Annotated in this window: 21 protein-coding genes; 1 reads left to right on the top strand and 20 read right to left on the bottom strand. The window is 71.7% G+C overall.

Annotation, left to right across the window (positions count from 1 at the left end; all coding sequences use genetic code 11):
* Window positions 1-144 precede the first annotated feature (144 nt).
* The 6 genes from FHX52_RS06915 to FHX52_RS06940 form a co-directional block, all read right to left on the bottom strand.
* Entirely contained in the window at window positions 145-1,086 is a 942-nt protein-coding gene (locus tag FHX52_RS06915; RefSeq protein WP_246069649.1) for a pseudouridine synthase, read from the bottom strand.
* Entirely contained in the window at window positions 1,087-2,193 is a 1,107-nt protein-coding gene (locus FHX52_RS06920; protein WP_246069650.1) for a winged helix DNA-binding domain-containing protein, read from the bottom strand.
* Complete coding sequence (gene dnaE, locus FHX52_RS06925) at window positions 2,193-5,783, bottom strand: DNA polymerase III subunit alpha (RefSeq protein WP_141821089.1); 3,591 nt, start codon at window positions 5,781-5,783, stop codon at window positions 2,193-2,195. Before dnaE ends, FHX52_RS06920 begins: the two co-directional genes overlap by 1 nt.
* A gap of 150 nt (window positions 5,784-5,933) precedes the next feature.
* The gene (locus FHX52_RS06930) at window positions 5,934-6,866 is read right to left on the bottom strand and encodes an RluA family pseudouridine synthase (RefSeq protein ID WP_141821091.1); all 933 of its coding nucleotides are present in this window, start codon (window positions 6,864-6,866) and stop codon (window positions 5,934-5,936) included.
* Window positions 6,859-7,602 (bottom strand): signal peptidase II, encoded by a 744-nt coding sequence (locus FHX52_RS06935; RefSeq protein WP_141821093.1) that lies wholly within the window; start codon window positions 7,600-7,602, stop codon window positions 6,859-6,861. Before FHX52_RS06935 ends, FHX52_RS06930 begins: the two co-directional genes overlap by 8 nt.
* On the bottom strand, window positions 7,575-8,066 hold the full coding sequence (locus tag FHX52_RS06940; protein ID WP_141821095.1) for a TraR/DksA family transcriptional regulator: 492 nt from the start codon (window positions 8,064-8,066) through the stop codon (window positions 7,575-7,577). Before FHX52_RS06940 ends, FHX52_RS06935 begins: the two co-directional genes overlap by 28 nt.
* 31 nt (window positions 8,067-8,097) lie before the next feature.
* On the opposite strand from FHX52_RS06940, the gene FHX52_RS23770 reads away from it, so the two are divergent.
* The gene (locus FHX52_RS23770; protein ID WP_185747104.1) at window positions 8,098-8,919 is read left to right on the top strand and encodes a hypothetical protein; all 822 of its coding nucleotides are present in this window, start codon (window positions 8,098-8,100) and stop codon (window positions 8,917-8,919) included.
* Between the two features lie 157 nt (window positions 8,920-9,076).
* Here FHX52_RS23770 and FHX52_RS06950 read toward each other — a convergent pair whose 3' ends face one another.
* The 14 genes from FHX52_RS06950 to FHX52_RS07015 form a co-directional block, all read right to left on the bottom strand.
* Window positions 9,077-10,252, bottom strand: coding sequence for a DivIVA domain-containing protein (locus FHX52_RS06950; RefSeq protein ID WP_141821097.1), 1,176 nt, complete (start codon window positions 10,250-10,252; stop codon window positions 9,077-9,079).
* A gap of 149 nt (window positions 10,253-10,401) precedes the next feature.
* Window positions 10,402-10,686, bottom strand: a complete 285-nt coding sequence (locus tag FHX52_RS06955; RefSeq protein ID WP_141821099.1) for a YggT family protein — start codon at window positions 10,684-10,686, stop codon at window positions 10,402-10,404.
* Window positions 10,687-10,740: 54 nt separating this feature from the next.
* Window positions 10,741-11,265 (bottom strand): cell division protein SepF, encoded by a 525-nt coding sequence (locus tag FHX52_RS06960; RefSeq protein WP_141821101.1) that lies wholly within the window; start codon window positions 11,263-11,265, stop codon window positions 10,741-10,743.
* A 40-nt stretch (window positions 11,266-11,305) separates the two neighbouring features.
* Window positions 11,306-12,049 (bottom strand): YggS family pyridoxal phosphate-dependent enzyme, encoded by a 744-nt coding sequence (locus FHX52_RS06965; RefSeq protein WP_141821103.1) that lies wholly within the window; start codon window positions 12,047-12,049, stop codon window positions 11,306-11,308.
* Window positions 12,046-12,816, bottom strand: coding sequence for a peptidoglycan editing factor PgeF (gene pgeF / locus FHX52_RS06970; RefSeq protein WP_141821105.1), 771 nt, complete (start codon window positions 12,814-12,816; stop codon window positions 12,046-12,048). Before pgeF ends, FHX52_RS06965 begins: the two co-directional genes overlap by 4 nt.
* A gap of 68 nt (window positions 12,817-12,884) precedes the next feature.
* Window positions 12,885-14,150, bottom strand: a complete 1,266-nt coding sequence (gene ftsZ / locus FHX52_RS06975; protein ID WP_141821107.1) for a cell division protein FtsZ — start codon at window positions 14,148-14,150, stop codon at window positions 12,885-12,887.
* 356 nt (window positions 14,151-14,506) lie between these two features.
* Window positions 14,507-15,325, bottom strand: a complete 819-nt coding sequence (locus FHX52_RS06980) for a cell division protein FtsQ/DivIB (RefSeq protein ID WP_141821109.1) — start codon at window positions 15,323-15,325, stop codon at window positions 14,507-14,509.
* On the bottom strand, window positions 15,322-16,785 hold the full coding sequence (murC, locus tag FHX52_RS06985) for a UDP-N-acetylmuramate--L-alanine ligase (protein ID WP_141821111.1): 1,464 nt from the start codon (window positions 16,783-16,785) through the stop codon (window positions 15,322-15,324). Before murC ends, FHX52_RS06980 begins: the two co-directional genes overlap by 4 nt.
* Window positions 16,782-17,891: an undecaprenyldiphospho-muramoylpentapeptide beta-N-acetylglucosaminyltransferase gene (gene murG, locus FHX52_RS06990; RefSeq protein ID WP_141821113.1), complete on the bottom strand. Its 1,110-nt coding sequence runs from the start codon at window positions 17,889-17,891 to the stop codon at window positions 16,782-16,784. Before murG ends, murC begins: the two co-directional genes overlap by 4 nt.
* A complete protein-coding gene (gene ftsW, locus FHX52_RS06995; RefSeq protein ID WP_141821115.1) occupies window positions 17,888-19,189 on the bottom strand; it encodes a putative lipid II flippase FtsW in 1,302 nt (433 codons plus the stop codon). Before ftsW ends, murG begins: the two co-directional genes overlap by 4 nt.
* Window positions 19,186-20,676, bottom strand: coding sequence for a UDP-N-acetylmuramoyl-L-alanine--D-glutamate ligase (gene murD / locus FHX52_RS07000; RefSeq protein ID WP_141821117.1), 1,491 nt, complete (start codon window positions 20,674-20,676; stop codon window positions 19,186-19,188). The genes ftsW and murD overlap by 4 nt, the downstream gene beginning before the upstream one ends.
* Entirely contained in the window at window positions 20,673-21,758 is a 1,086-nt protein-coding gene (gene mraY / locus FHX52_RS07005; RefSeq protein ID WP_141821119.1) for a phospho-N-acetylmuramoyl-pentapeptide-transferase, read from the bottom strand. Before mraY ends, murD begins: the two co-directional genes overlap by 4 nt.
* On the bottom strand, window positions 21,755-23,158 hold the full coding sequence (locus tag FHX52_RS07010; RefSeq protein WP_141821121.1) for a UDP-N-acetylmuramoyl-tripeptide--D-alanyl-D-alanine ligase: 1,404 nt from the start codon (window positions 23,156-23,158) through the stop codon (window positions 21,755-21,757). Before FHX52_RS07010 ends, mraY begins: the two co-directional genes overlap by 4 nt.
* A complete protein-coding gene (locus FHX52_RS07015) occupies window positions 23,155-24,780 on the bottom strand; it encodes a UDP-N-acetylmuramoyl-L-alanyl-D-glutamate--2,6-diaminopimelate ligase (RefSeq protein ID WP_141821122.1) in 1,626 nt (541 codons plus the stop codon). Before FHX52_RS07015 ends, FHX52_RS07010 begins: the two co-directional genes overlap by 4 nt.
* Window positions 24,781-24,783: the final 3 nt, after the last annotated feature.

Here is a 24,783-nt window from a genome sequence, read left to right on the forward strand (position 1 = left end):
GACCGGCTCCTCGGCGCGGTCTGCCGGTCACCCTAGACCGGTGCGGTGACGTGCGCGCGTCGGAGCGATGCCCCGTTTGTCTGCCGCCCGGTGAACGTCACGTGACAGCAGCGGTCGTGGGCCCTGCCCCAGCCCTGCCCCCAGTCACACCCCCGGCCACACCCCCGGCCACGCCTCCAGCCGCCACCGGCTGACGAAGCGCCGCGGGCGCCCGTCGACGGGGTCGTCGAACGCCAGCTCGGCCGCGAGCAGCTGGAGCGGGTCGCTGAAGTCGTCGTCGGCCACGGCGCGGTCGACGGGATACAGCGGGTCTCCAGCGATGGGGATGCCGAGACCGCTGAGCTGGCAGCGCAGCTGGTGCGTGCGGCCGGTGCGCGGCGTGAGTCGGTAGAGGCCGAGCTCGCCTGCCGTGTCGACGAGCTCGACGAGGGTCTCGGCGTTGGGCCGCTCCCCCGGCACCTCTCGGGCCTGGTGGGTGCCGTGCTCCTTGACGAGGTGCGTGCGCCGCACGAGCGGCAGGTCGAGCTCGGCCCGGAGCGGCGCGACGGCGAGGTAGGTCTTGTGGACGAGCCCGGCAGCGAAGAGCTGCTGGTAGGCACCGCGCCAGCGCTGCTCGGTCGTCAGGAGCAGCACGCCGGCGGTCGGCCGGTCGAGCCGGTGCGCGGGGGCCAGCCGGGGCAGACCGGTCAGCACCCGCGTGCGGGCCAGGGCACTGTGCACGACGTGGCGACCGCGCGGCATCGTCGACATGTGGTGCGGCTTGTCGACGACGACGAGCCGCTCGTCGCGGTGCAGCACCACGACGTCGGCGGGGGGCACGTGCTCCTCGGGGAGCTCGCGATGGGCCCAGACCACGGAGCGCGGCACGAACGGCGCATCAGCGGGCACCGGCTGACCGGCCACGTCCACGAACTCCCCTGCTGTGAGCATCCGGTCGATCTCGTCCGCCGTGAGGCCGGCCGCGAGCCGCTCCACGAGGTGGTCGCGCAGGGTCAACCAGGGCCCGCCCTGCGGCATACGGAAGCGTTGGGCGTCGACCCCGTCGCGCGGCGGGAGCGGCGACGCCGGCACGCCGCCGCGCGCCACTCAGGCCTCCTCGACGCGGACGACCTCGACAGGCTGACCGACGAAGCGGCCGTAAGCCGTCGCCACCGTCTCGACCTCGCGCCACCGTGCCGCTGTGAGCGGGGCGAACGGCGCCACCCGCACGTCGACCCGCCCGGAGCGCGCCTGCCTGCGCCACGTGCCCGCGACCTCGCCGTCGACGACGAGCGTCGGCGAGAAGACCATGTTGCGGCCCGGGACGACCTTGACGACGTGCTCCGCCGGAAGGCTGACGTCACGCGACTTGTAGCCGAGGAGCAGCTCGTCCCACTGCGGGAGCAGGTGCACGCCGGTCGGGCCCTCGGGCACCGGGCGCGCGTCGACGTGCGTCAGCCACTGGGTGCCGTCGACCTCCTCCCGCACGATGCGGTCCGCGACGAGCGCGAGCGCCTCACGGGTCAGGCCCAGCGGCTTCAGCAGCCAGCCGGCGAGGTCCTTCTCGGTGACCGGGCCGTGGCTGCGCACGTAGCGCTCGGCGACCGTCGCGAGACCCTCCTCGCGCGAGGGGGTGCGCGAACGCGGCACCCAGGCGTCGATGAGCACGAAGCTCGGCTGCCTGCCGATGAGGGGCCCCTGGCAGATGAGGCCGGTCATGCAGTGGTGCCCGACGAGATGGTAGGCGCGCTGGTCGCTCGGGTCGATGCCGTGCTCGACGAGGAGCGCGATGACGTCGGGCCTGCTCATCGGCTCGCGCAGGTGCTCCTCGAAGAGGCGTCCGGCGAGCTCGACGTGAGTCTCGGCGAGGCCGAGCTGGCGGTAGCGGGTGGCGAGGGCCGTGCCGTGGGGGGCCGCGAGGAGGCGGCACATCCAGCGGGCGTCCTCGGCCGGCACCCAGTGGATCGTCCCGCGCATCGGCCACGTGCGCACGACCTCCCGGGCGCGCACGGCGTCCTCGACCTGCGCGGCCGTGAGCCCGGAGCGCACGCCGAGCGACCACGCCCCGCTCGCGTAGTCCTGCGCCTGCAGGGCGCCGAGGGCGCGGGCGACGGCGAGGGCCGACGTCGGCGCCTCGGCTGAGCCGAGGGCGGGCGCGAGCCCGAGCGCCGCCATCCTCGCCCGGCGCAGGCGCCGACGCTCGGCCGACGTCATCAGGTGAGGCAGGCCGGACCGAGCAGGGCCTTGAGGTCGCCGAAGAGCGCCGACGTCGCGTTGACGCGGAGCGAGTCGTCGAGCGACATGAGCACCGACCGGCCGGGCTGGGTGAGCCGCACCTGCACCTCCGTGGCGCCCGGGTGCTCGCCGAGCACCCGCTTGAGGCTCTCGGCGACGGCCGGCGTGACGCGCCCCAGCGGGAGGCTCAGCACGACGGGACCCCGCGGACCCTCCTTGATGTCGGGGATGGTCAGCTCCTGGGCGAAGATCGAGATCGAGTCGTCGCGGGCGCTGACCCTGCCCTTGATCGCGCAGACGGTGTCCTGCGCGAGCATCGTCGAGTACGTCATGTAGGCCGACGGGAAGAAGAGGCACTCGATGGCGCCGTCGAGGTCCTCGACCGTGGCGATCGCCCAGAGGTCGCCCTTCTTCGTGCGCTTGAGCTGCAGGCTCGTGATGAGCCCGGCCACGGTCACCGGTGTGCCGTCGGGCTTGCCCTCGTCGCCGAGCAGCGAGGCGATCGGGGTGTCGGCGTGCGTGGCGAGGATGTGCTCGATGCCGAAGAGCGGGTGGTCGGACACGTAGAGGCCGAGCATCTCGCGCTCGAAGGAGAGCAGCGTGGCCTTGTCCCACTCGAGGGGCGGCACCGGCGGCAGGCCGTCGAAGGCGCCGGGGCCGCCGGCGTCGGTGGCCTCGTCCATGCCGAAGGAGCCGAAGAGGCTGTCCTGGCCGATGGCCTCCTGCTTCTTCACCTCGACGAGCGCGTCGATGTAGCGCTCGTGCACCTCGACCTGACCCCGGCGGCTCTCGCCGAGGGAGTCGAAGGCGCCGCCCTTGATGAGTGACTCGATCGTGCGCTTGTTGCAGACGACGGCAGGCACCTTGGAGAGGAAGTCCTTGAAGGAGGCGAACGCGCCCTTCTCCTCGCGGGTGCGGATGATCGCCTCGACGACGGGCAGACCGACGTTGCGGATCGCCGCGAGACCGAAGCGGATGTCGGTGCCGACGGCGGCGAAGTTCGCGATCGACTCGTTGACGTCGGGCGGGAGCACCTTGATGCCCATGTGCCGGCACTCGTTGAGGTAGAGCGCCGACTTGTCCTTGTCGTCGCGCACGCTCGTCAGCAGCGCCGCCATGTACTCGGCCGGGTAGTTCGCCTTGAGGTAGGCCGTCCAGTAGGAGACGAGGCCGTATGCCGCCGTGTGCGCCTTGTTGAAGGCGTAGTCCGAGAACGGCACGAGGACGCCCCACAGCGCGGCGATCGAGGCCTCGTTGAAGCCCTGCGCCTTCATGCCCTCGCTGAACGGGACGTACTCGGCGTCGAGGACCTCCTTCTTCTTCTTACCCATGGCCCGGCGCAGCAGGTCGGCGTTGCCGAGCGTGTAGCCGGCGAGCTTCTGCGCGATCTCCATGACCTGCTCCTGGTAGATCACCAGGCCGTAGGTCATGCCGAGGATGGGGTCGAGGGCCTCGATCATCTCCTGCTGGAGCTTGCCCTTCAGCTGCGGGTCGAGCGGGATGAGCTCCTGCTTGCCGTTTTTGCGCAGGGCGAAGTTCGTGTGGGCGTTGACGCCCATCGGGCCCGGTCGGTAGAGCGCGAGGGCGGCCGAGATGTCCTCGAAGTTGTCGGGCTGCATGAGGCGCAGCAGCGCCCGCATGCCGCCGCCGTCGAGCTGGAAGACGCCGAGGGTGTCGCCGCGGCCGAGCAGGGCGTAGGTCGCCGCGTCGGTCATGTCCTTGGAGAGGGCGTCGAGGTCGATGACCTCGTCGCGGTTGAGCTCGATGTTCTCGAGGGCGTCGTCGAGGATCGTGAGGTTGCGCAGCCCGAGGAAGTCCATCTTGACGAGGCCGAGCGACTCGCAGCTCGGGTAGTCGAACTGCGTGATCATCTGGCCGTCCTGCAGGCGGCGCATGATCGGGATGACGTCGATGAGCGGCTCGCTGCTCATGATGACGCCGGCGGCGTGGACTCCCCACTGGCGCTTCAGGCCCTCGAGGCCGAGGGCGGTAGCGACGACCTCCTGGGCGGCGGGGTCCTCGTCGTGCACGGCACGGAAGTCGGCGGCCTCGTTGTAGCGCTTGTGCTGCGGATCGAAGATGCCGGCGAGCGGGATGTCCTTGCCCATGATGGCCGGCGGCATCGCCTTGGTGAGCTTCTCACCCATGGAGAAGGGGTGGCCGAGCACGCGGCTCGCGTCCTTGACCGCCTGCTTGGCCTTGATCGTGCCGTAGGTGACGATCTGCGCGACGCGCTCCTCGCCGTACTTCTCGGTGACGTAGCGGATCACCTCGCCACGCCGGCGCTCGTCGAAGTCGACGTCGAAGTCGGGCATCGACATGCGCTCGGGGTTGAGGAAGCGCTCGAAGATGAGGCCGTGCGGCACCGGGTCGAGGTCGGTGATGCCCATCGCGTAGGCGCACATCGATCCGGCGCCCGAGCCGCGGCCGGGCCCGACGCGGATGCCGTTGCGCTTGGCCCAGTTGATGAAGTCGGCGACGACGAGGAAGTAGCCCGGGTAGCCCTTGGAGACGATGACGTCCTCCTCGAAGGCCGCCTGCTTGCGCGCGTAGTCGGGCACCCCCTCGGGGAAGCGGCGCTGCAGGCCGGTCTCGACCTCCTTGATGAACCACGACGTCTCGTCCTCACCCGGAGGGCAGGGGAAGCGCGGCATGTAGCGCCCCTCGCCCTCCTCGAAGGAGACCTCGCAGCGCTCGGCGATCAGCAGCGTGTTGTCGCAGGCCTCGGGCAGCTCGCGCCAGAGGTGGCGCATCTCGGCCGCGGACTTGAGGTAGAAGTCGTCGGCGTCGAACTTGAACCGGTTGGGGTCCATGAGGGTCGAGCCCGACTGGACGCAGAGCAGGGCGGCGTGGGCCTTGGCGTCCTCGGCCCGCGTGTAGTGCAGGTCGTTGGTCGCGACGAGCGGCAGGCCGAGGTCGCGGGCGAGGCGGATGAGGTCGCGCTGCGTGCGCCGCTCGATCTCGAGGCCGTGGTCCATGAGCTCGACGTAGACGTTCTCCGGACCGAAGATGTCGCGCAGCTCCCCGGCGACCTCGCGCGCCTCGTCGTACATCCCGAAGCGCAGCTTGGTCTGGATCTCGCTCGACGGGCACCCGGTCGTGACGATGAGGCCCTTGCCGTAGGTGGAGAGCAGCTCACGGTCGATACGGGGCCACTTCGTGTACACCTGGTCGAGCGAGGCGATCGAGCTCATCCGGAAGAGGTTGTGCATGCCCTCGTTGTTCTGGGCGAGCATCGTCATGTGGGTGTAGGCGCCGCCACCGGAGATGTCGTCGCGGCCGCCATCACCCCAGCTGACCTTCGTGCGGTCGGAGCGGTGCGTGCCGGGCGTGATGTAGGCCTCGACGCCGATGATCGGCTTGACCCCCGTGCCCTGCGACTTCTTCCAGAACTCGTAGGCGCCGAAGACGTAGCCGTGGTCGGTTGTCGCGAGGGCCGGCATGCCCATCCGCGCCGCCTCGCTGAAGAGGTCGCCGATGCGGGCCGCCCCGTCCAGCATGGAGTACTCCGTGTGCACGTGAAGGTGCACGAAGTTCTGGTCAGGCTTCGGGGCGGCGTGGGTCGACATCGTGGATGAGTCTAAGCCTCGCCGACGACACCCCTCGGCGTGTCGCGTCGGGGTGTCGCCGGCACCCCGCACGCGACCGCGGACGATGCGCCGCACGACCCGGACGGCATACGCTGCAAGGGTTTGAGGGTGAGGTCGAAGGTGAAGGTCTCAGAAGCTCGCGACGATGTCGAGGGCCCGCTGGAGGTCCTCCGGGTAGGGGCTCTCGAAGTGGACGTACTCCCCCGTGCCTGGGTGCTCGAAGCCGAGACCGACGGCGTGCAGCCACTGCCGCTCGAGCTTCAGCCGCGCCGCGAGCTTGGGGTCGGCGCCGTACATGAGGTCCCCGCAGCACGGGTGGTGCAGCGCCGCGAAGTGCACCCGGATCTGGTGCGTGCGGCCGGTCTCGAGGTGGATGTCGAGCAGGCTCGCGTGCCGGAAGGCCTCGATCACCTCGTAGTGCGTGACCGACGGCTTGCCGTTCTTCATGACCGCGAACTTGTAGTCGTGGCCGGGGTGGCGGCCGATCGGCGCGTCGACGGTGCCGACGACGGGGTCGGGCAGGCCCTGGACGAGCGCGTGGTAGGTCTTGTCGACGGTGCGGCTGCGGAAGGCCTGCTTGAGCCGGGAGTAGGCCGTCTCGCTCTTCGCGACCACCATGAGGCCCGACGTGCCGACGTCGAGCCGGCTCACGATCCCCTGACGCTCCGGCGCGCCGGACGTCGAGATGCGGTAGCCCGCCGCGGCGAGGCCTGAGACGACGTCCGGGCCGACCCAGCCGACGCTCGGGTGGGCCGCGACGCCGACCGGCTTGTCGACGACGACGATGTCGTCGTCGTCGTGGACGATCGTCATGCCGGGCACCGGCTGGGCCACGACCTCGAGGCCGGGCCGCTCCTCGGGCCGCGGCAGCGACACCTCGAGCATGGAGCCGGCGACGAGCCGCTCGGACTTGTTGACGGTCTTGCCGTCGAGGCTGATGTGCCCGTCGGCGGCGAGGTCCGCGGCCTTGGTGCGCGAGACCCCGAAGAGGCGGGCGACGCCGGCGTCGACCCGCTCACCCTCGAGTCCGTCGGGCACGAGAACGGTGCGCACGTCAGGCACGGTCACCACCGTCCTCGGAGCCTGCGCCGGCGCGCTCGGACTCCGCCTTGGCGGCGCGCACGTCACGGTCGCGGCGTCCGTCGACCCCGATGCCGAGCAGGGCGAGCAGCACGATGAGCAGGGCTGCGCTGACGATCCAGATGTCTGCGACGTTGCCGATGAACCACCGGTTGTAGTCGAGGAAGTCGACGACGTGCCCCTGACCGCCGCCCGGCGGACGCACGAAGCGGTCGGTGAGGTTGCCGAGGGCTGCCCCGAGGAGCAGCCCGAGGGCGATGGCCCACGCGCGTGAGCCAAGACCCTTCGCGACGAAGACGATGGCAACGAGCACACCGACCGCGATCGCCGTCATGACCCACGTGTTGCCGGCGCCGAGCGAGAGCGCTGCACCCGGGTTGCCGATCAGCTTGAGACGGATGAAGTCACCGATGAAGGGGCGGGCCAGGCCGTCGGCCAACGCGTTGAGGGCGACAGCCTTGCTCACCTGGTCGGTGACGTAGGCGGTCACGGCCACGATCGCGAGCAGCGCGAAGAGGCGTCTGCGTCTGCGGCTCGAGGGCCGCCCCTCGTCGGCGGCCGGCTCGGCCTCCTGTGGGCTATCCGCGGGGGTATGCCGCGTGGCGCCCTCGGGCGCGCCGGCGGGCTGGTCGTCGGGGCTGGACGCGCCGTCGACGCCCTCGAGGGGCGTCGACGTGGCGGGGTCCGGGGTCAGTGGCGAGCGTGCTTCTCCTGGCATGGCATGCACAGGGTCGCACGAGGACGGGCCTGAAGTCGAAGTTTGCCGATCGGGTTGCCGCAGTTCTCGCAGATGCCGTAGGTGCCGGCCTCGAGCTGCTCGAGCGCGTGCTCGGCCTGGAGCAGGCCGGCGCGGGCGTTGGCGGCCACCGAGATCTCGTGGGCGCGCTCCGCGGTCTTGGACCCGGCGTCGGCCTGGTCGTCGCCGGCGCCGTCGCCACTGGCCCGCAGAACCTCGTCGAGCTCGTGCTCCGCGACCGCCACCTCGGCGCGGTGCTCCTCGATCTCGTCGATGAGGATCTGTCGCACCTCGGCAATCTCTGCCTCGCTCCACGGGGACTCGTCGTCCTTGACCCTCAGCCGCGACGCGACCCGCTTCGTCGGGGTCTTCGTTGCGGTCGTGGCGGCGGTCTTGGTGGCGGTGCTGCGGGCGCCTCGGGGCGCTGCGGTGGAGCTCGTGGTCACGGGTGCCTTCTTGGTGGTTCGGGTGGTTCGGGTGGTTCGCGGAGAGGCCGCGGACGGTGCTGCGGTCTTCTTACCCGTTGCAGGGCGCGCCGCAGCCGGAGCAGCGGACTTTGTCGTCGAGCTCTTCGTCGCGCGCGCGGCCGACTTCGCCGTCGAGGTGGCTGCCGGCGTCGATGCCTGCGCCGCAGGCGATTTCGCAGCCTTCTTCGCGGCAGGTCGTGCCGGCGCCGGCGTGGCGGTCTTCGTCGTGGCCTTCGTCGTGGCCTTCGTCGTGGCCTTCGTCGTGGCCTTCGTCGCGGTCTTGGCCGGAGCCTTGGCGGGTGTCTTCGTCGCAGCCGACTGGGCGGTCTTCGCCGCCGTCTTCGCGGCGGACTGCTTGGTGGCCGTCTTCGCAGGAGCCTTTGCCGCAGGCGCCTTCTTTGCTGGAGCGGTCTTCGCCGCGGGCGCCTTCTTCGCAGCGGCGGCGGTCTTGGCCGTCGGCGCCTTCTGGGCCGCAGTGGTCTTCGCGCTCGCGGTCTTGGTGCTCGCGGGCTTGGTGCTCGCCGTCTTGGCGGCGCTCGCCTTCTTGGCCGGGGCGGCCGACGGCGCAGCAGGTTTGCCGCCCGTGCTCGTCGCGCGGGTCACGGCGTCCTTGACCGACTTCACGGTGGAGCGCACCGCAGAGCCGACTCGAGAGGTCGTGGAGCGTGCGGGCGCGGTCTCGGCAGTCGACGCAGTCGTCTTCCGGGCAGGTGCCTTCCTGGCCGCCCCGCCCCGTGCTGTTCTAGTGCCGGACGCTGCGTTCTCAGCCACCATCGGACTCAGCCCCTTCGTCGCTCACGCCGTCGACGTTGACAAGTGGGGCCGACAATAAGGCCCCGGCGCGCCCGGCACAAACGTGAAACGCCAGCAGCCATGGAACAGTTCGCCCCTTGAGCGACAAACACCGACCGCCCGGAGGGATTCCGGGCGGTCGGTGTGATCGCTGTCTCGCTGAGCCGCACCGCGGCTCGGGCACTGAGCCTGACGACTCAGCTCTGGTTGCCGGCGTGAGCAGGCTCCTGCCTGCTGCCGTCGAGGTCGTGCAGCTGGCCCTCGATGTAGGACTTGAGGTTGCTGCGGTAGTTCTTCTCGAAGCCGCGCAGCTCCTCGATCTTGCGGTCGAGCAGCCCCTTCTGCTTGTCGAGCTCCTCGAGCAGGGCGGCCTTCTTCTGCTGGGCCTCGGCGACCATCCCGGTGGAGCGCTCGCGTGCCTCCGTCAGCATCTGGTCGCGCTGCGCCGCAGCCTCGGACAGCATCTGGTCGCGCTGGGCGCCCGCCTCCGACAGGATCTGCTCACGCTTGGCTGCCGCCTCCGCCCCGAGGCGCTCGGCCTCTCGGGTGACCTCCTCGTGACGCGCCTGGGCGGTCGTCACGAGCTCGTCGTGCTTGGCCTGCCCGGTCGAGAGGAGCTCCGCGTGGCGGCCCTCCGCCTCGGAGATGAGCTCGTTGCGGCGCGACTCTCCAGCCGCGACGTGCTCGTCGTGCAGGCGCTGGGCCAGCGCGATGACGCCCGCGGCATCGAGGTTGGACGTGCCGGCTCCGGCTGTCGCGGCAGCCGGAGCCGCGGCTGCAGCCTGGGCGTTCGTGGCGGCGCGCGACGCGCGCTCCTCGGCGGCCCTGGCCTCGGCCTCGGCCGCACGGGCGCTCTCCTGGGCCTGGCCCAGCTTGGCCTCGGCGTCGGCCACCTGGGTGTTGAGCTGGGTGAGCTTGGCCTGGGCCTCGTCGAGGGCGGTGTTGTCGACCGCCGACTTCGCCGCAGCCTCGGCGCGCTCGGCCTCGGCCTTGGCCCGCTCGATGCGCTCGCGGGCGGCGCGCTCGGCGTTGTCGGCGTCGGCCTTCGCCTTGGCGGCGCGGTCGGAGGCGGCCTTGAAGGCGCGCTCGGCGTCCTGGATCTTCGCCGTCAGCCCGCCGAGCTTCGCGTCGTCGCCGGGGCGACCCACGACCGGCATCGCGGCTGTCGCGCCGTCGGCGCGCACCGCGCCCTGGTTCTTGCTCGCGCGGCAGTCGTTGAGCTGCTTCAGGTAGTCGTCACGCTGCTCGATGAGCGAGCGCATCTCGGCCACGATCTCGTCGAGGAAGTCATCGACATCCCTCTCCTCGTAGCCACGACGGAACTGCGTGGTCTGGAAGTGCTTGTTCAGCACCTGTTCCGGCGTAAGCGCCATGTGTCACCTCGATACAGACGGAGTGGATCAGGTCAACGGTATCTAACGTTCAGGTCACGAACCAAAGCCGCACCCTTCTTCGGGGCTCGATGACCCTGCGGCGTCCACGCCTCGGACACATGGACCACCATACGGACAGAACAGCTGGGTCAGAAGATGTTGGGAACGTTGAGGGCGAGCGAGGTCAGCAGCATGAGGACGAGGAAGCTGAGGTCCAGGCGCACCCCCCCGATGTTGGGCGAGGGGATCACCTTGCGCAGCGCGCGCAGCGGCGGGTCCGTGACCGTGTAGATCGCCTCGGCGATGACGAGCACGAGGCCGGTCGGGCGCCACGAGCGCGCCAGCACCTGCACCCAGTCGATGACGAAGCGGCCGATGAGGGCGATGAAGAAGGAGAAGACGACCACGCCGTAGATCGCCCAGAACACGTCCATGCCCGTCAGTGTCGCTGATGAATCTTGGCGAGTCGACGGCGGGGTGCGGCCGGGTCAGCTCTGGTTGAAGAATCCGCGCGTCGAGACGGCAGGCGTCTCGGGCTCGTCGGCCGCGATCTCGACGTGCGAGGGCGAGAGAAGGAACACCTTGGAGGTGACCCGCTCGATCGTGCCGTGCAGGCCGAAGACGAGCCCCGCGGCGAAGTCGACGAGACGCTTGGCGTCCGCGTCGTCCATGTCGCTGAGGTTCATGATGACCGGCACGCTGTCGCGGAACCACTCACCGATGTTCTTCGCCTCGTTGTAGGTGCGCGGGTGGATCGTCGTGATCCGGTTGAGTGAGCCCACCTCGGGGTCGCGCACGACGGCCGCGACGGGGCGGCGGGTCGGCAGCTGCGTCACGGCAGCGGTGTGCACGCCGTGGTCCGTGTGGTCAGGCCCCCCGGAGCGGTCGGACTCGTCGTCGTAGTGGTCGGAGTCCTCGTAGGACTCGTAGTCGTCATAGCGCTCACGGTCACGACGCTGGTCCTCCTCGCTGAGTCCGAGGTACACCATCGTCTTGCGCAGTGCCCCTGCCATGCCAACTCCCCAAACCGATCGGAATCCAGTGGCTTCGACGTTACAGAAGTGACGGCCGTGATCCGAGGATTGCGGTTCCGACACGCAGGTGTGTCGCTCCGTGGCGCACCGCGGCCTCGAGGTCACCGCTCATGCCCGCCGACATCCAGTCCGCCCCGGGGTGCCGCTGCCGTATGCCGTCCGCCACCTCGCGCAGCCGCACGAACGCCGCGTCGGGGTCGGCCCCCAGAGGCGCGACCGCCATGACGCCGCGCAGGCGCAGGAGGTCGCGCACGGCGACGGTGTCGGCCAGCCCGAGCACCTCCTCGGGCCGCAGCCCACCACGGGCGGCGCCTGTGGCCCCGTCGTCCGGTCGGGTGTCGAGGTCCACCTGGAGCAGCACGTCGAGGCGACGGTTGGCCAGGTGGGCGCCCCGGTCGAGGGCGCTGACCAGCCGGAGCCGGTCGACCGACTGGACGACGTCGGCGTAGGCGGCGACGTGGCTCGCCTTGTTGGTCTGCAGCTGCCCGATGAAGTGGAGCACGACACCGCCTGACCCCTCCCCCAGGGCGGCGCGCACCTCGGCGAACTTCTCCCCCGCCTCCTGGTCGCGGTTCTCGCCGAAGTCGCGCACGCCGAGGTCGTGGAGCAGCAGCACGTCCGAGGCGGGGAAGTACTTCGTGACGACGATGAGGGTCACCTCGGCGGGGTCCCGGCCGGCGTCCGCGCACGCCGCCGCGATCCTGGCGCGGACCTCGCCGAGGCCGGCTTCCAGCTGGTCGCGCCGGGTCTGGTGCTCGCTCATCGGAGGTGCTCCTCGGTCATGGTCACCACGCCGGCGAAGCGGCCCGTGACGCCGTCGCGGCGGTAGGAGTAGAGACTGTCGGACTCGCGGGTGCAACCCGGGATCCATTGCACGGCAACGGATTCGGCCACCAGCTGCTCGACGACACCGGAGGCGACGTCGATCGCCGGCGTGCCGGTCCACGACCGGGCCGAGGCGGAGGCGGCCACGCCGGCCGCCTCGGCAGCCATGTCGGGCGGCACCTCGTAGCAGCGCCCGCACACCGAGGGCCCGATCGTCGCACGAATGTCGGCGGCACCGAGGTCCCGCATCGCCGAGACGGCTCGTCCGACGATGCCCGCGGTCATGCCGGGGCGCCCGGCGTGGACGGCACCGACGACGCCGGCGGCCCGGTCGTGCAGCAACAGGGGCACGCAGTCGGCAACGAGCACACCGAGGGCGAGCCCGGGCTGGCGGGTGACGACGGCGTCGACCTCTGGAGCGGCGCCGGTCCAGGGCTCGCGCACCTCGACGACGTCGCGGCCGTGCACCTGGTTCATGAGGACGAGGTGGTCGCGTGGCACCCCGAGTGCGGCCGCTAGGGCCTCACGGTTGGACTCGACGGTAGCCGGGTCGTCGCCCACGTGGCCGCCGAGGTTGAGGCCGGCATACGGCCCCGTGCCCCGCCCCGCCGAGCGGTCGGTGAAGCCGAGGTCGATCGAGCGGCCCGACGCCGACGCCGAGGTCGGGGGCAGAGCCGGAGGGACGGACGAGCGCCAGAGGAACACGACGACCAACCTACCGAGGGCGCCGCCGCGACCGCGGAGACGCCCTCGTGGACGAGGTGACGGCCGGCCTACTTGAGGAAGTCGGGCACGTCGAGGTCGTCGCCCTCCTCGAACGTGACCTGACGCGGCGGCTGCTGCACCGGAGGCTGCTGGCGGGGCGGCTCGGACTGCATGGGACGCGAGTCCGGTGCAGCGTGGGCCTGGGCCGGCTGCGGTGCGCCCGCGTGCTGCGGCGCCGGGGCGTGCTGCGGGGCGGAGACGTGCTGCGGGGCCTGCTGCGGCTGGCCCTGGGGCGCCTGCCGCTGCGGGGCTGCGGAGGCGGCCGGCGGAGCGCTGCGCCCCATCACCTGACCGAGGGCCCGGTCGTCGTCGCGGTGGGTCGGGCCGCCGGCGTCGAAGCCGGCCGCGATGACGGTGACCCGCACCTCGTCGCCGAGGGCGTCGTCGATGACGGCACCGAAGATGATGTTGGCCTCAGGGTGTGCTGCCTCCTGCACGAGGCGCGCCGCCTCGTTGATCTCGAAGAGGCCGAGGTCGGAGCCGCCCTGGACCGACAGGAGCACGCCGTGGGCCCCGTCGATGGAGGCCTCGAGCAGGGGCGAGCTGATCGCGAGCTCGGCGGCCTGGACCGCACGGTCCTCGCCGCGCGCCGAGCCGATGCCCATGAGGGCCGAGCCGGCACCCTGCATGACCGACTTGACGTCGGCGAAGTCGAGGTTGATGAGGCCGGGCGTCGTGATGAGGTCGGTGATGCCCTGCACGCCGGAGAGGAGCACCTGGTCGGCGGACCGGAAGGCGTCCATCATCGAGACGTTGCGGTCGCTGATCGACAGCAGCCGGTCGTTGGGGATGACGATGAGGGTGTCGACCTCTTCGCGCAGGCTCGCGATGCCGGAGTCGGCCTGGTTGGCGCGGCGGCGACCCTCGAAGGTGAACGGGCGCGTGACGACGCCGATGGTCAGCGCCCCGATGCCCCGGGCGATGCGGGCCACGACGGGCGCGCCGCCGGTGCCGGTGCCGCCGCCCTCACCCGCCGTGACGAAGACCATGTCGGCGCCGCGGAGCACCTCCTCGATCTCCTCGGCGTGGTCCTCGGCAGCCTTCTTGCCGACCTCGGGGTCGGCGCCGGCGCCGAGACCGCGGGTCAGCTCGCGACCCACGTCGAGCTTGACGTCGGCGTCGCTCATGAGCAGCGCCTGCGCGTCGGTGTTGATGGCGATGAACTCGACGCCCTTGAGGCCGACCTCGATCATGCGGTTGATCGCGTTGACGCCGCCGCCGCCGATGCCGACGACCTTGATGACGGCCAAGTAGTTCTGCGGTGCTGCTGCCACGGGAGTGGGCCTTCCTGACTGGTGGTGCCGGTCCTGCCTGCGTCGGTCGTGCTGGTTTGCGCCATCGGGGCGCTCGGGCCTCGATGGACGCCGACCCAAACCTTAAACGTGGAGGTGAGAGTTACAGTTTGGTCACGAACCAGTGCCCCGACGGTATGCCGTGGGCGAGGCGTCGATCAACCCACCGTGCGGCGTGTCGCCGGGCGGATCGCCCCATTTCGAGAGGCGGTGCCACTCCAACCCCTCGAACCCCATCCGCCACAGCGGTGAGCCTAGCCGGGCACCGGGTGACTCGACGCACCGTGCCTCTCGTCCGCCCCACGAGGGCGGGGTCGTGCGAGCGACCTGAGGGCCCGTCACCGGGTGACCGGCGACGACGGCACGCTGACGTCGATCGTCGAACCGGGTTGCGACGCAAGGATGCCGACGAGCCTGGCCTTCATGCCGCCGTCACCTGGGCCGCCCCAGACAACCGTCTTGGTGGCGTCCTTGACCTTGAGGCGGAAGCTCACCTGGTCGGCCTCGGAGACGGTGACGCCCGAGACGGTGCGGCGCAGGGCGGGCTCGAGCGAGCCGAGCGCCTGCAGGGCCGCGGTGACACCAGCCTTGGTGACGGTGGTGGCGCCCGAGGACACGATCGGCACCCCGCTGGGAGGCGCGGCCACCGTCGCGAAGTCGATGCCGTCCCCATCGACGAGGTCGACGCGCCCACCGGCCGAGCGCACGGCGAGCACGGCGACGCGAGGCGTCACGTCGACGACGACGGTGTGCGGCAGGCTGCGCGAGACGGACACCTCGCGCCACGCCTTGCCAGCCACGAGGCGCTCCTGCGCGGCGTCGGTGTCGACACGCATGAGCGGGCCGCCGAGGGGCACGGCTGCGACCTGTCGGACCTGGGCGGCTGCAGCGCCAGAGACGCCTCGCACCTCGACCGTCGTGGCGGTCAGGACGGTGCTGAACCACCCGAGCCAGGCCACGAGCCCCAGCAGGAGCAGCAGGCCGACGCCGATGCCGGCGAGCAGCCGGGGACGGCGCCGAGCAGCAGCAGCGCGCCGCTCGAAGCGTCGCCGTGAGGACGCGAGGCCGCGCCCGGCGACGGTGGCGGTCCGGGGGCTGCGCGAGGCGGGCGCTGCGGACGGTGGTAGCGGCGCGCGGGTGGAGCGGCTCTGGATCACGGCTCCCCCCGCAGCAGTCGGAGCACCTCGGGACCGATCATCGTGACATCGCCCGCGCCGACGGTCAGCACGAGGTCGCCCGGTCGGGCGAGTGCGACGACGACGGCGGCGACGTCGGACCACGACGGCACGTAGTGCACCCCCGCCTCGGGGCGGGCCCGGCGCACGGCGTCCACGACGAGCTGTCCGGAGACTCCCGGCACAGGGTCCTCACGGGCGGCATAGACGTCCATCACAACGACCTCGTCGGCGGGCGAGAGGCCGACGCCGAGCTCCGCCGCGAAGTCACGGGTGCGACTGTAGAGGTGCGGCTGGAAGACGACGAGGAGACGGCCCGTGTCACCGACGAGGGCCTTGGCGGTCTCGACGACGGCTGCGACCTTGCCGGCGTTGTGGGCGTAGTCGTCGATGACGACGACACCGCCCGCCTCACCCTTGGGCTCGAAGCGACGACGCGTGCCGGTGAAGGAGGCCAGCCCGGCGAGGATGCACTCGGGATCCTGACCGAGCCCGTGCACGGCGGCGGCATATGCGGCAGCCGCGTTGAGGGCGTTGTGCCGCCCGGGCACCCCGAGCGACATCCGCTGGGTGGTGCCCCCGTCGCTCAGGGCCACCGACGAGGTGAGGCCGTCGGCGCGGTGGTCGGCCAGGACGATGTCGGCGCCGGTGTCGAAGCCGTAGGTGACGACGCGCGTGCCGCGGGCCCGGGCGCGGTCGGCGAGGGCACGGGAGCCCTCGTCGTCGGCGCAGGTCACGAGCAGGCCGCCGGGGCGGATCGTCGCCACGAAGGCGTCGTACGCCGCCTCCACAACCTTGAAGTTCAGGTAGAAGTCGAGGTGGTCAGGCTGCACGTTCGTCACGATCGCCACCTCTGGGTGGTAGACGACGAACGAGCCGTCGCTCTCGTCCGCCTCGACGACGAAGATGTCGTCGGAGCCGTCGTGGGCGTTCGTGCCGTGCTTGGCGAGCTCGCCGCCGACCGCGAAGGACGGGTCGAGACCGCAGCCCTGCAGGGCCACGGTCAGCAGCGAGGTCGTCGTCGTCTTGCCGTTGGCGCCGGCGACGGCGACCGGGCGGCGGTCGCCCATGAGCGAGGCGAGACCCTGAGCGCGGTGGAGGACCGGCACCCCCCGCTCGCGCGCCGCAACGAGCTCGACGTTGTCGTCACGGATCGAGGAGCTCATGACGACGGCGTCGGCCCGCTCCTGGTGACCCTCGTGGAAGCCGACCCAGACCGAGGCGCCCTCGGCCTCGAGAGCGCGGAGCACCGGCACGTCCTTGGCATCGCTGCCGGTGACGGCGATGCCGCGGGCGAGCATGATGCGGGCCACGCCCGACATACCCGCTCCCCCGATGGCGAGGAAGTGGACGCGTCCGAGGCCGGCCGCGTCGGGCACCGGCGCCTCGAAGTCGAAACGGGCGCCCGCGAAGGGGTGCTCGACGCTCGGTGCGGCGGTCACGGCGCCGTCGCCTTCACCGCGTCGTCGACCATGTCGGCGAGCAGCTCGTCGGCGCGAGGCTCCCCGAGCTCCCGCGCCCGGCGCCCCATCTCGGCGAGCCGCTCGGAGTCGGCCACGAGGTCGAGCAGGTGGGCGTCGATCCAGGCCGGCGTGAAGTCGGCGTCGTCGACGAGCAGTCCCCCACCGGCAGCCACGACGTCGGCGGCGTTGAGACGCTGCTCGCCGTTGCCGACCGGCAGCGGCACGTAGACGGCGGGCAGGCCGACAGCGGTCAGCTCGCACACCGTGTTGGCGCCGGAGCGGGCGACGACGAGGTCGGCGGCGGCATACGCGAGCTCCATGCGGTCGGCGTAGGGCACGACGACGTAGCGCGCGCCCGTCGGCGACGGGTCCGGGTCGAACTCCTTGCCGAGCCCCGTCACGTGGAGCACCTGGATCCCGGCGTCGGCGAGCCGGGCGGCCCGGGCGCGGAACGCGTCGTTGAGGCGCTGCGCGCCGAGCGACCCGCCGGTGACGAGCAGGGTGGTGCGGCTCGCGTCGAGGCCGAAGGCCGCGGCAGCCTCGGAGCGCAGGGCCGCCCGGTCGAGCGTGGCGACCTCGCGGCGCAGCGGCATACCAATGCGGCGGGAGTGGGCCAGCGCGGTGCCCGAGAAGGTCGTCGCGACGTGGGAGCTCCACCTGGCGCCGAGGCGGTTGGCGATGCCGGCGCGGGCGTTCTGCTCGTGCACGACGATCGGCACGCCCCGACGGCGCGCCGCGAGGTAGGCGGGCGTGCTGACGTAGCCGCCGAAGCCGACGACGACCTGGGCCGAGGTCTCGTCGATGGCGGCGCCAGCAGCGGCGACGGCGGCCTTGAGGTTGCCGGGCAGCCGGAGCAGGTCACCGCTCGGGCGGCGCGGCAGGGGCACCTTCGGCACGAAGCGCAGGTCGATCCCGCGAGCCGGCACGAGTCGGGCCTCGAGGCCCTCGCGGGTGCCGAGCGCGGTGAGACGAACCTCGGGGTGGCGTCGCCGCAGGGCATCGGCGAGCGAGAGCAGCGGCGACACGTGGCCGGCGCTGCCCCCTCCCGCGAGCAGGACGGAGGTGGGGGTGGACAGCGGGATCACCGACTTCTGCGACGGGACGCGATCGACAGGGGCCGTGACGGGAGCACGGCGAGCGACCGGCGGATCATGCTCGGACGGGCATCGAGCACGGCCCTGCAGCCGGGCTCGTTGCGGGCGAAGGACAGCAGGATGCCCAGGCCGACCAGGGTCGTCACGAGGGACGACCCTCCGGCCGAGACGAGGGGCAGGGGCACGCCGATGACGGGGAAGAGCCCGATGACGGCGCCGATGTTGATGATGGCCTGGCCGATGAGCCAGGCCATGATGCCGGTGCCGGCGATGCGCACGAAGCGGTCCTGGGTGCGGCTCACGAGCCGGAAGCACGCCCACGCCAGCACGGCGAAGAGGGCGAGGATCATGAGCGTGCCCGGCAGGCCGAGCTCCTCGCCGATGATGGCGAAGATGAAGTCGTTGTGGGCCTCCGACAGCCAGGCCCACTTCTCCTTGGACGCGCCGAGGCCGACTCCCCACCAGCCGCCGTCGGCGAGGGCGTACATGCCGTGGACCGACTGGCCGCACATGCCGTTGGGGTCGGACTGGCAGGCCGGGTCGAAGAAGTCGGCGATGCGGCCCATGCGGTTGCTGCTCGTGTACACCATGACCGCCACACCCGCCGCGCCGAGGAGGCCGCCGATCGCGAAGAGGCGCTTCGACGCCCCGGCGACGGCGAGCACGGCCGCGATGATGACGAGGAAGACCATGGCCGTGCCGAGGTCGTGGCCGGCGAGCACGAGCGCGAGCACGACGGTCGAGATGGGCACGAGGTAGGGCAGCACCACGTGCAGGGTGCTCGCCATCCGGGCCGACTTGTTGGCGAAGATCAGGGCCCCGACGAGCACGAGCGCGAGCTTGGCGAACTCCGACGGCTGGAACTGGACGGGCCCGATCGCGAGCCAGTTGCGGTTGCCGTTCACCATCTTGCCGAGCGGGATGACGGCGGCGAGCAGGACGATCGAGAGGATGAGCACGGGGAAGGCGAGGCGCTTCCACCACCGCACGTCGAGGCGGCTCGCGACCGCCGCGAGGACCCCTCCGACGATCGCGAAGGCGAGCTGGCGCACGAACACCGCGTAGGACGCCTGGTCGGCGAGCAGTGACTCCACGCTCGAGGCCGAGAAGACCATGATGAGGCCGATGACGACGAGGACCCCGGTCGCCCCGAGCAGCAGGTAGTACGTCGTGATGGGCGACTCGAGCTTGCCGATGACCGGCAGCGACTGGAGCCCGGGGGTCGACGTGGCCGCAGCCTTCCTGGCTGCCGGTGCCTTGGCCGCCGGCTTGTCCGTCGTCGTGCTCACTCGAGCCCTCCGGCGGCAGCCTCGTGCCGTCGGACCGCCTCCTCGAAGGCGTCGCCGCGGGCACCGTAGTTGGTGAACATGTCCATCGAGGCCGCTGCCGGTGCGAGGAGCACGACGTCACCCGGCTGGGCGAGTCGCGCTGCCTGCGTGACGACACGGTCCATGACCCCAGTGTCGGTGTCGGGCACGTCGATGACGCGGACATCCGGCGCGTGTCGGGAAAGGGCGGCGGCGATCTGCTCCCGGTCGGCTCCGATGAGAACGACCCCGCGCAGCCGCGAGGCCATCTCCTCGACGAGGCTGTCGACGTCGGCGCCCTTGAGCAGCCCGCCCGCGATCCACACGACGGAGTCGAAGGAGCGGATCGCCGCAGCCGCGGCGTGCGGGTTGGTCGCCTTGGAGTCGTTGACGAAGCGCACCCCGCGCACGGTTGCGACCTCGGCGATGCGGTGCCGGTCGGGCCGGAAGGCCCGCAGGCCGTCGCGCACGGCGATGGGGCCGACGCCGTAGGCCCGGGCCAGGGCCGCGGCCGCGAGCGCGTTCGCGATGTAGTGCGGCGCCGGCGGCGGACCGTCACCCTGGAGGTCGGCGAGCGTGCACAGCTCGGCGGCGGAGCGCTGCCGCTGCTCGACGAACGCCCGGTCGGCGAGCACGTCCTCGACGATGCCGATCATCGACGGCGCCGGTATGCCGGTCGTGAAGCCGACGGCTCGGCAGCCCTCGACGACGTCGGCCTCCATGACGAGCTGCTCGGTCTGGATGTCGGCGACGTTGTAGATGCAGGCGAGGTGGGTGTTCTCGTAGATCTTGCCCTTGGCCCGGAGGTACTCGGCGTAGCCGCCGTGCCAGTCGAGGTGGTCGGGGGCGACGTTGAGCACCGCCGAGGCGACAGCCGAGATCGAGCGCTGCCAGTGCAGCTGGAAGCTCGAGAGCTCGACCGCCAGCACGTCGTAGGGCTCGGGGTGCAGGACCGCCTCGAGCAGCGGCGTGCCGATGTTGCCGGCGCTCGTGGCCCGCAGGCCTCCGGCGCGCAGGATCGAGGCGAGCATTCCGACGGTCGTCGTCTTGCCGTTCGTGCCGGTCACCGTGAGCCACGGCGCAGCGCCCTCGGCGGGTCGCATCCGCCACGCGAGCTCGACCTCGCCCCAGACGGGGATCCCAGCGGTCGCGGCGGCGAGCATCAGCGGGTCGTGCGGCGGCACGCCGGGAGAGGTGACGACGAGCTGGGTGCCGACGGGCGGCTCGTGCAGGTGCTCGGGCCCGAGGCGCACGTCGACGTCGAGGATCTCGAGGATCGTGGCCCGTTCGGAGATCGCGTCGGTGACGTCGCGCGAGACGGCGGTGACCCGGGCGCCGCGCTCGGCGAGCGCGTCGGCGGCCGCGAACCCCGACACCCCGAGGCCGACGACGAGCACGTCGATGCCGGACCAGTCGGCGTCGCGGTGGGTCAGCCCCTCGCGGGGCTCGTAGGTCGGGTCGTGGCTCACTGGGACCCCACCACCCACTCGGCGTAGAACACGCCGAGGCCGAAGGCCACGAAGAGCCCGGCGATGATCCAGAAGCGCACCACGACGGTCACCTCGTTCCACCCCACCATCTCGAAGTGGTGGTGGAGCGGTGCCATCCTCAGCACCCGTTTACCGGTGGTCTTGAACGACGCGACCTGGGCCACGACCGACAGCGTCTCGAGGACGAAGAGGCCGCCGAGGATGATGAGGAGCAGCTCGGTGTGCGTCGTGATCGCGAGGCCGGCGAGCGCGCCACCCAGGGCCAGCGAGCCCGTGTCGCCCATGAAGATCTTGGCCGGCGTCGCGTTCCACCAGAGGAACCCGAAGCACGCACCCATGCCGGCGGCCGCGACGAGGGCGAGGTCGTGGGAGTCGCGCACCTCGTAGCACTTGATGCCCGGGTTGGTCTGGCAGTTCTGGTTGTAGGTCCAGATGGCAATGAGGACGTAGGCGCCGAAGACCATGGTGCAGACGCCGGTCGCCAGGCCGTCGAGGCCGTCGGTGAGGTTCACGCCGTTGGAGGCGCCGGCGATCATGAGGTTGGCGAAGATGACGAAGAGGATGACCCCGACGACGGTGCTGCCGCCGAGGGCGAGGCTGATGTTCGTGTCTCGCACGAAGGAGACGAGCAGCGAGGCGGGGTTGCGGAACTGGTCATTGGGGAACTGCAGCGCGAGCCCCGCGAAGACGACGCCCACGAGCGTCTGCCCGATGAGCTTCTCCTTGGACCGCAGGCCCAGGCTGCGCTGCTTGCTGATCTTGATGAAGTCGTCGAGGAAGCCGATGAAGCCCAGCCCCGCCATGAGGAAGAGCACGAGCAGGCCGCTCGCCGTCGGCGGGTTGAGGGTGAAGAGGTGCGCGAGGAAGTAGGCGCCGAGGGTGGCCGCGAGGATGACGGCCCCGCCCATCGTCGGGGTGCCGCGCTTCGTGTGGTGCGACGTCGGGCCGTCGTCACGGATGAACTGGCCGTAGCCCCGCTTGACGAGGAACTTGATGAACAGCGGCGTGCCGAACAGCGAGATCAGCAGCGAGAAGGATGCCGCGAGCAGAACGCCCTTCACGGGGTGACCACCTTGTCGTCGTCGTGGACTGCGCCGTCGCGGCCGGCGAGCCGGTCGCCGAGCCACCGCAGCCCGCTGTCGCGGCTGGACTTGAGCAGGACGACGTCGCCCGCGGCGAGCCGCCCCTCGAGCAGGTCGTGGGCCGCGTCGGTGTCGGGCACCCACTCGGCTCCGGGGAAGGCGGCGGCGACCGGCCTCGCCCCCTCCCCCACCGCGACGAGGTGGTCGAGTCCCAGGCCTGCGGCATACGCGCCGACGGCCGCGTGCTCGGCGTCGCTGTCGTCACCAAGCTCGAGCATGCCCCCGAGGACGGCCCAGCGGCGCCCCGTGGCGGCCATCGCGGCCACTGCGTCGAGGGCGGCACGCATCGAGTCGGGGTTGGCGTTGTAGGCGTCGTTGACGACGAGGACGCCGTCGGCACGCTCGGTCAGCTCCATGCGCCAGCGGCTCACGGCCTCGGCGGCGGAGAGGCCGGCGACGACCTGGTCGAGCGACAGCCCGAGCTCGAGCGCTGCCGCCGCGACAGCTAGGGAGTTGCCGACATGGTGGGCACCGCTCTGGCGCAACGTGATCCGCGCGCTCCCTGCGGGCGAGACGAGGGTGTATGCCGCCCTGCCGAGGTCGTCGAGCTCGACGTCCTCAGCGCGCACGTCCGCCTCTGGCGAGAGGCCGACGAGCTGGACGCGGCACGCGAGGCCCTCACGCATCCCGGCCACGAGGGGGTCGTCGGCGTTGAGGACGGCGAGGCCCTCGGACGGGACGGCGCGGGGCAGCTCGGACTTCGCGAGCGCGATGTTCTCGCGCGAGCCGAACTCGCCGAGGTGGGCGGTGCCGACGTTGAGCACGATCGCCACCTGGGGCGGGGCGATGCGGGTGAGGTAGTCGATGTGACCGACGCCGCGGGCGCCCATCTCGGCGACGAGGAAGCGGGTCGTCGGGGTGACGCGGCAGACGGTCAGCGGCACGCCGATCTCGCCGTTGAGGGAGTTCAGCGGGGCGACCGTCTCGGCCACCGACTCGAGGACGCTGGCGAGCAGGTCCTTGGTCGAGGTCTTGCCCGAGCTGCCGGTGATGCCGACGATGCGCAGCTCCGGCGCCCGGTCGACGACGCCGCGGGCGATGGCCCCGAAGGCGGTCTGCACGTCGTCGACGACAACCTGCGCGACGCCCTCGACCTCGCGCGAGGTGAGCGCGGCCACCGCGCCTGCCGTGACGGCGCCACTGACGTAGTCGTGACCGTCGGCGAGCTCACCGACCCGGGCGACGTAGAGGCTTCCGGGGGTGCAGTCGCGCGAGTCGGTGGTGACGACACCGTCGACGACGACGTCGTCAGGGGTGTCGGTGCCGGCGACCCGGCCGCCGGTGAGGTCGCGGATCTCCGCCAGGGTGAGGGCGATCACGGGCCCACACCCGGGCTCGTCGCAGCGCCGAGAGCGGCACCGAGGGCGGCGCGCACGGCCTCGCGGTCGTCGAACGGATGCTTCACTCCGTGGATCTCCTGACCCTTCTCGTGTCCCTTGCCGAGCACGACGACGGTGTCGACACCGTCGCCCGAGCCCGCCCCGAGGACGGCGATGGCGACGGCCTCGGCGATCGCGCTGGAGCGCGACCCGCCGTCGATGATCTCAGTCGCCCTGGCGTCGCCTGACGCCACGGCCTCCCGCGCGCCCGCGACGACAGCAGCACGGATGTCGGCCGGCTCCTCGCTGCGCGGGTTGTCGTCAGTGACGACGACGATGTCGGCCTGCCGCGCCGCGGCCGCGCCCATGGCGGGCCGCTTGCCCCGGTCGCGGTCGCCGCCCGCGCCGAGCACGGCGATGAGGCGGCCCGGTGTCGACGGCCGGAGCGCGCTGAGGGCGGCGTCGACAGCATCGGGCGTGTGCGCGAAGTCGACGATGCACCGGGGGCCCTCCGGACCTCCGGCTGCCACCACCTCCATGCGGCCGGGCACGGCCGGCGGCACGGAGAGGGCCTCCTGCACCTGCGGCACGTCGAGCCCGAGTGTCAGCAGGGCGAGCGCGGCGAGCGCCGTGTTGGCGACGTTGAAGTGACCCGGCAGGTGCGACACGAGCGACAGGACGCGTGCCCCGGCGACCTCGGCCAGGTCGAAGGCGCCGCCCTCACCCTCGTCGACAACCCAGTCGACGCCCTCGGCCGGTGCGGAGGCGAAGGTCACCGTCGGCACGCTCGACTCGCGGGCGAGCCGGGCTCCCCACGCGTCGTCGACGCAGACGACGGCAGCGCGGGAGCGGGCCGGCGTGAAGAGCGACGCCTTGGCGGCGAAGTAGTCCTCCATGGTGGCGTGGAAGTCGAGGTGGTCCTGCGAGAGGTTCGTGAAGAGCGCGACGTCGTAGACGACCCCGTCGACGCGGTGCAGCTCGAGCGCGTGGCTGGAGACCTCCATGACGCACGCGTCGATCCCGCGCTCGCGCATGATGCCGAGGAGCGCGTGCAGGTCGGTGGCCTCGGGGGTGGTGCGCTCGGAGTCGAGCCGTTCGTCGCCGATGCGGGTCTCGACGGTTCCGATCAGCCCCGTTCGCTGCCCACGGGCGCGCAGCGCCGACTCGATGAGGTATGCCGTCGTCGTCTTGCCGTTGGTGCCCGTCACTCCCAGCACGGTGAGCGCCTCGGCCGGATGGCCGTAGACGGTCGCCGCCACCTCGCCGAGGACCTCGCGCGGGTGCTCCGCGAGCAGCACGGGCACCCGAGGGCCGGAACCGGGGCCGATCTCGTCGAGGCCACGCATCCGAGCCAGCCCAGCCGGGTCGGTGAGCACGGCAACAGCACCGGCGGCGAGAGCGCCCGCCGCGAAGTCCGCACCGTGCGCGTGGAAGCCGGGCAGGGCGGCATACAGGTCACCGGGGAGGATCGACCGGCTGTCGAGGCTGACCCCGGTCACGACGACGTCGGTCGGAGCGGCGTCCGGGCGCTCGACCCGGAGCAGGTCGCCGGCCCCGGCACTCGACGTCAGGTCGCGGAGCGGCACACCCGACGTGGCGGGGCGGAGGGGGGAAGGTGACACGTC

This window comes from Humibacillus xanthopallidus (assembly GCF_006717145.1).
Taxonomy (GTDB): Bacteria; Actinomycetota; Actinomycetes; order Actinomycetales; family Dermatophilaceae; genus Humibacillus; species Humibacillus xanthopallidus.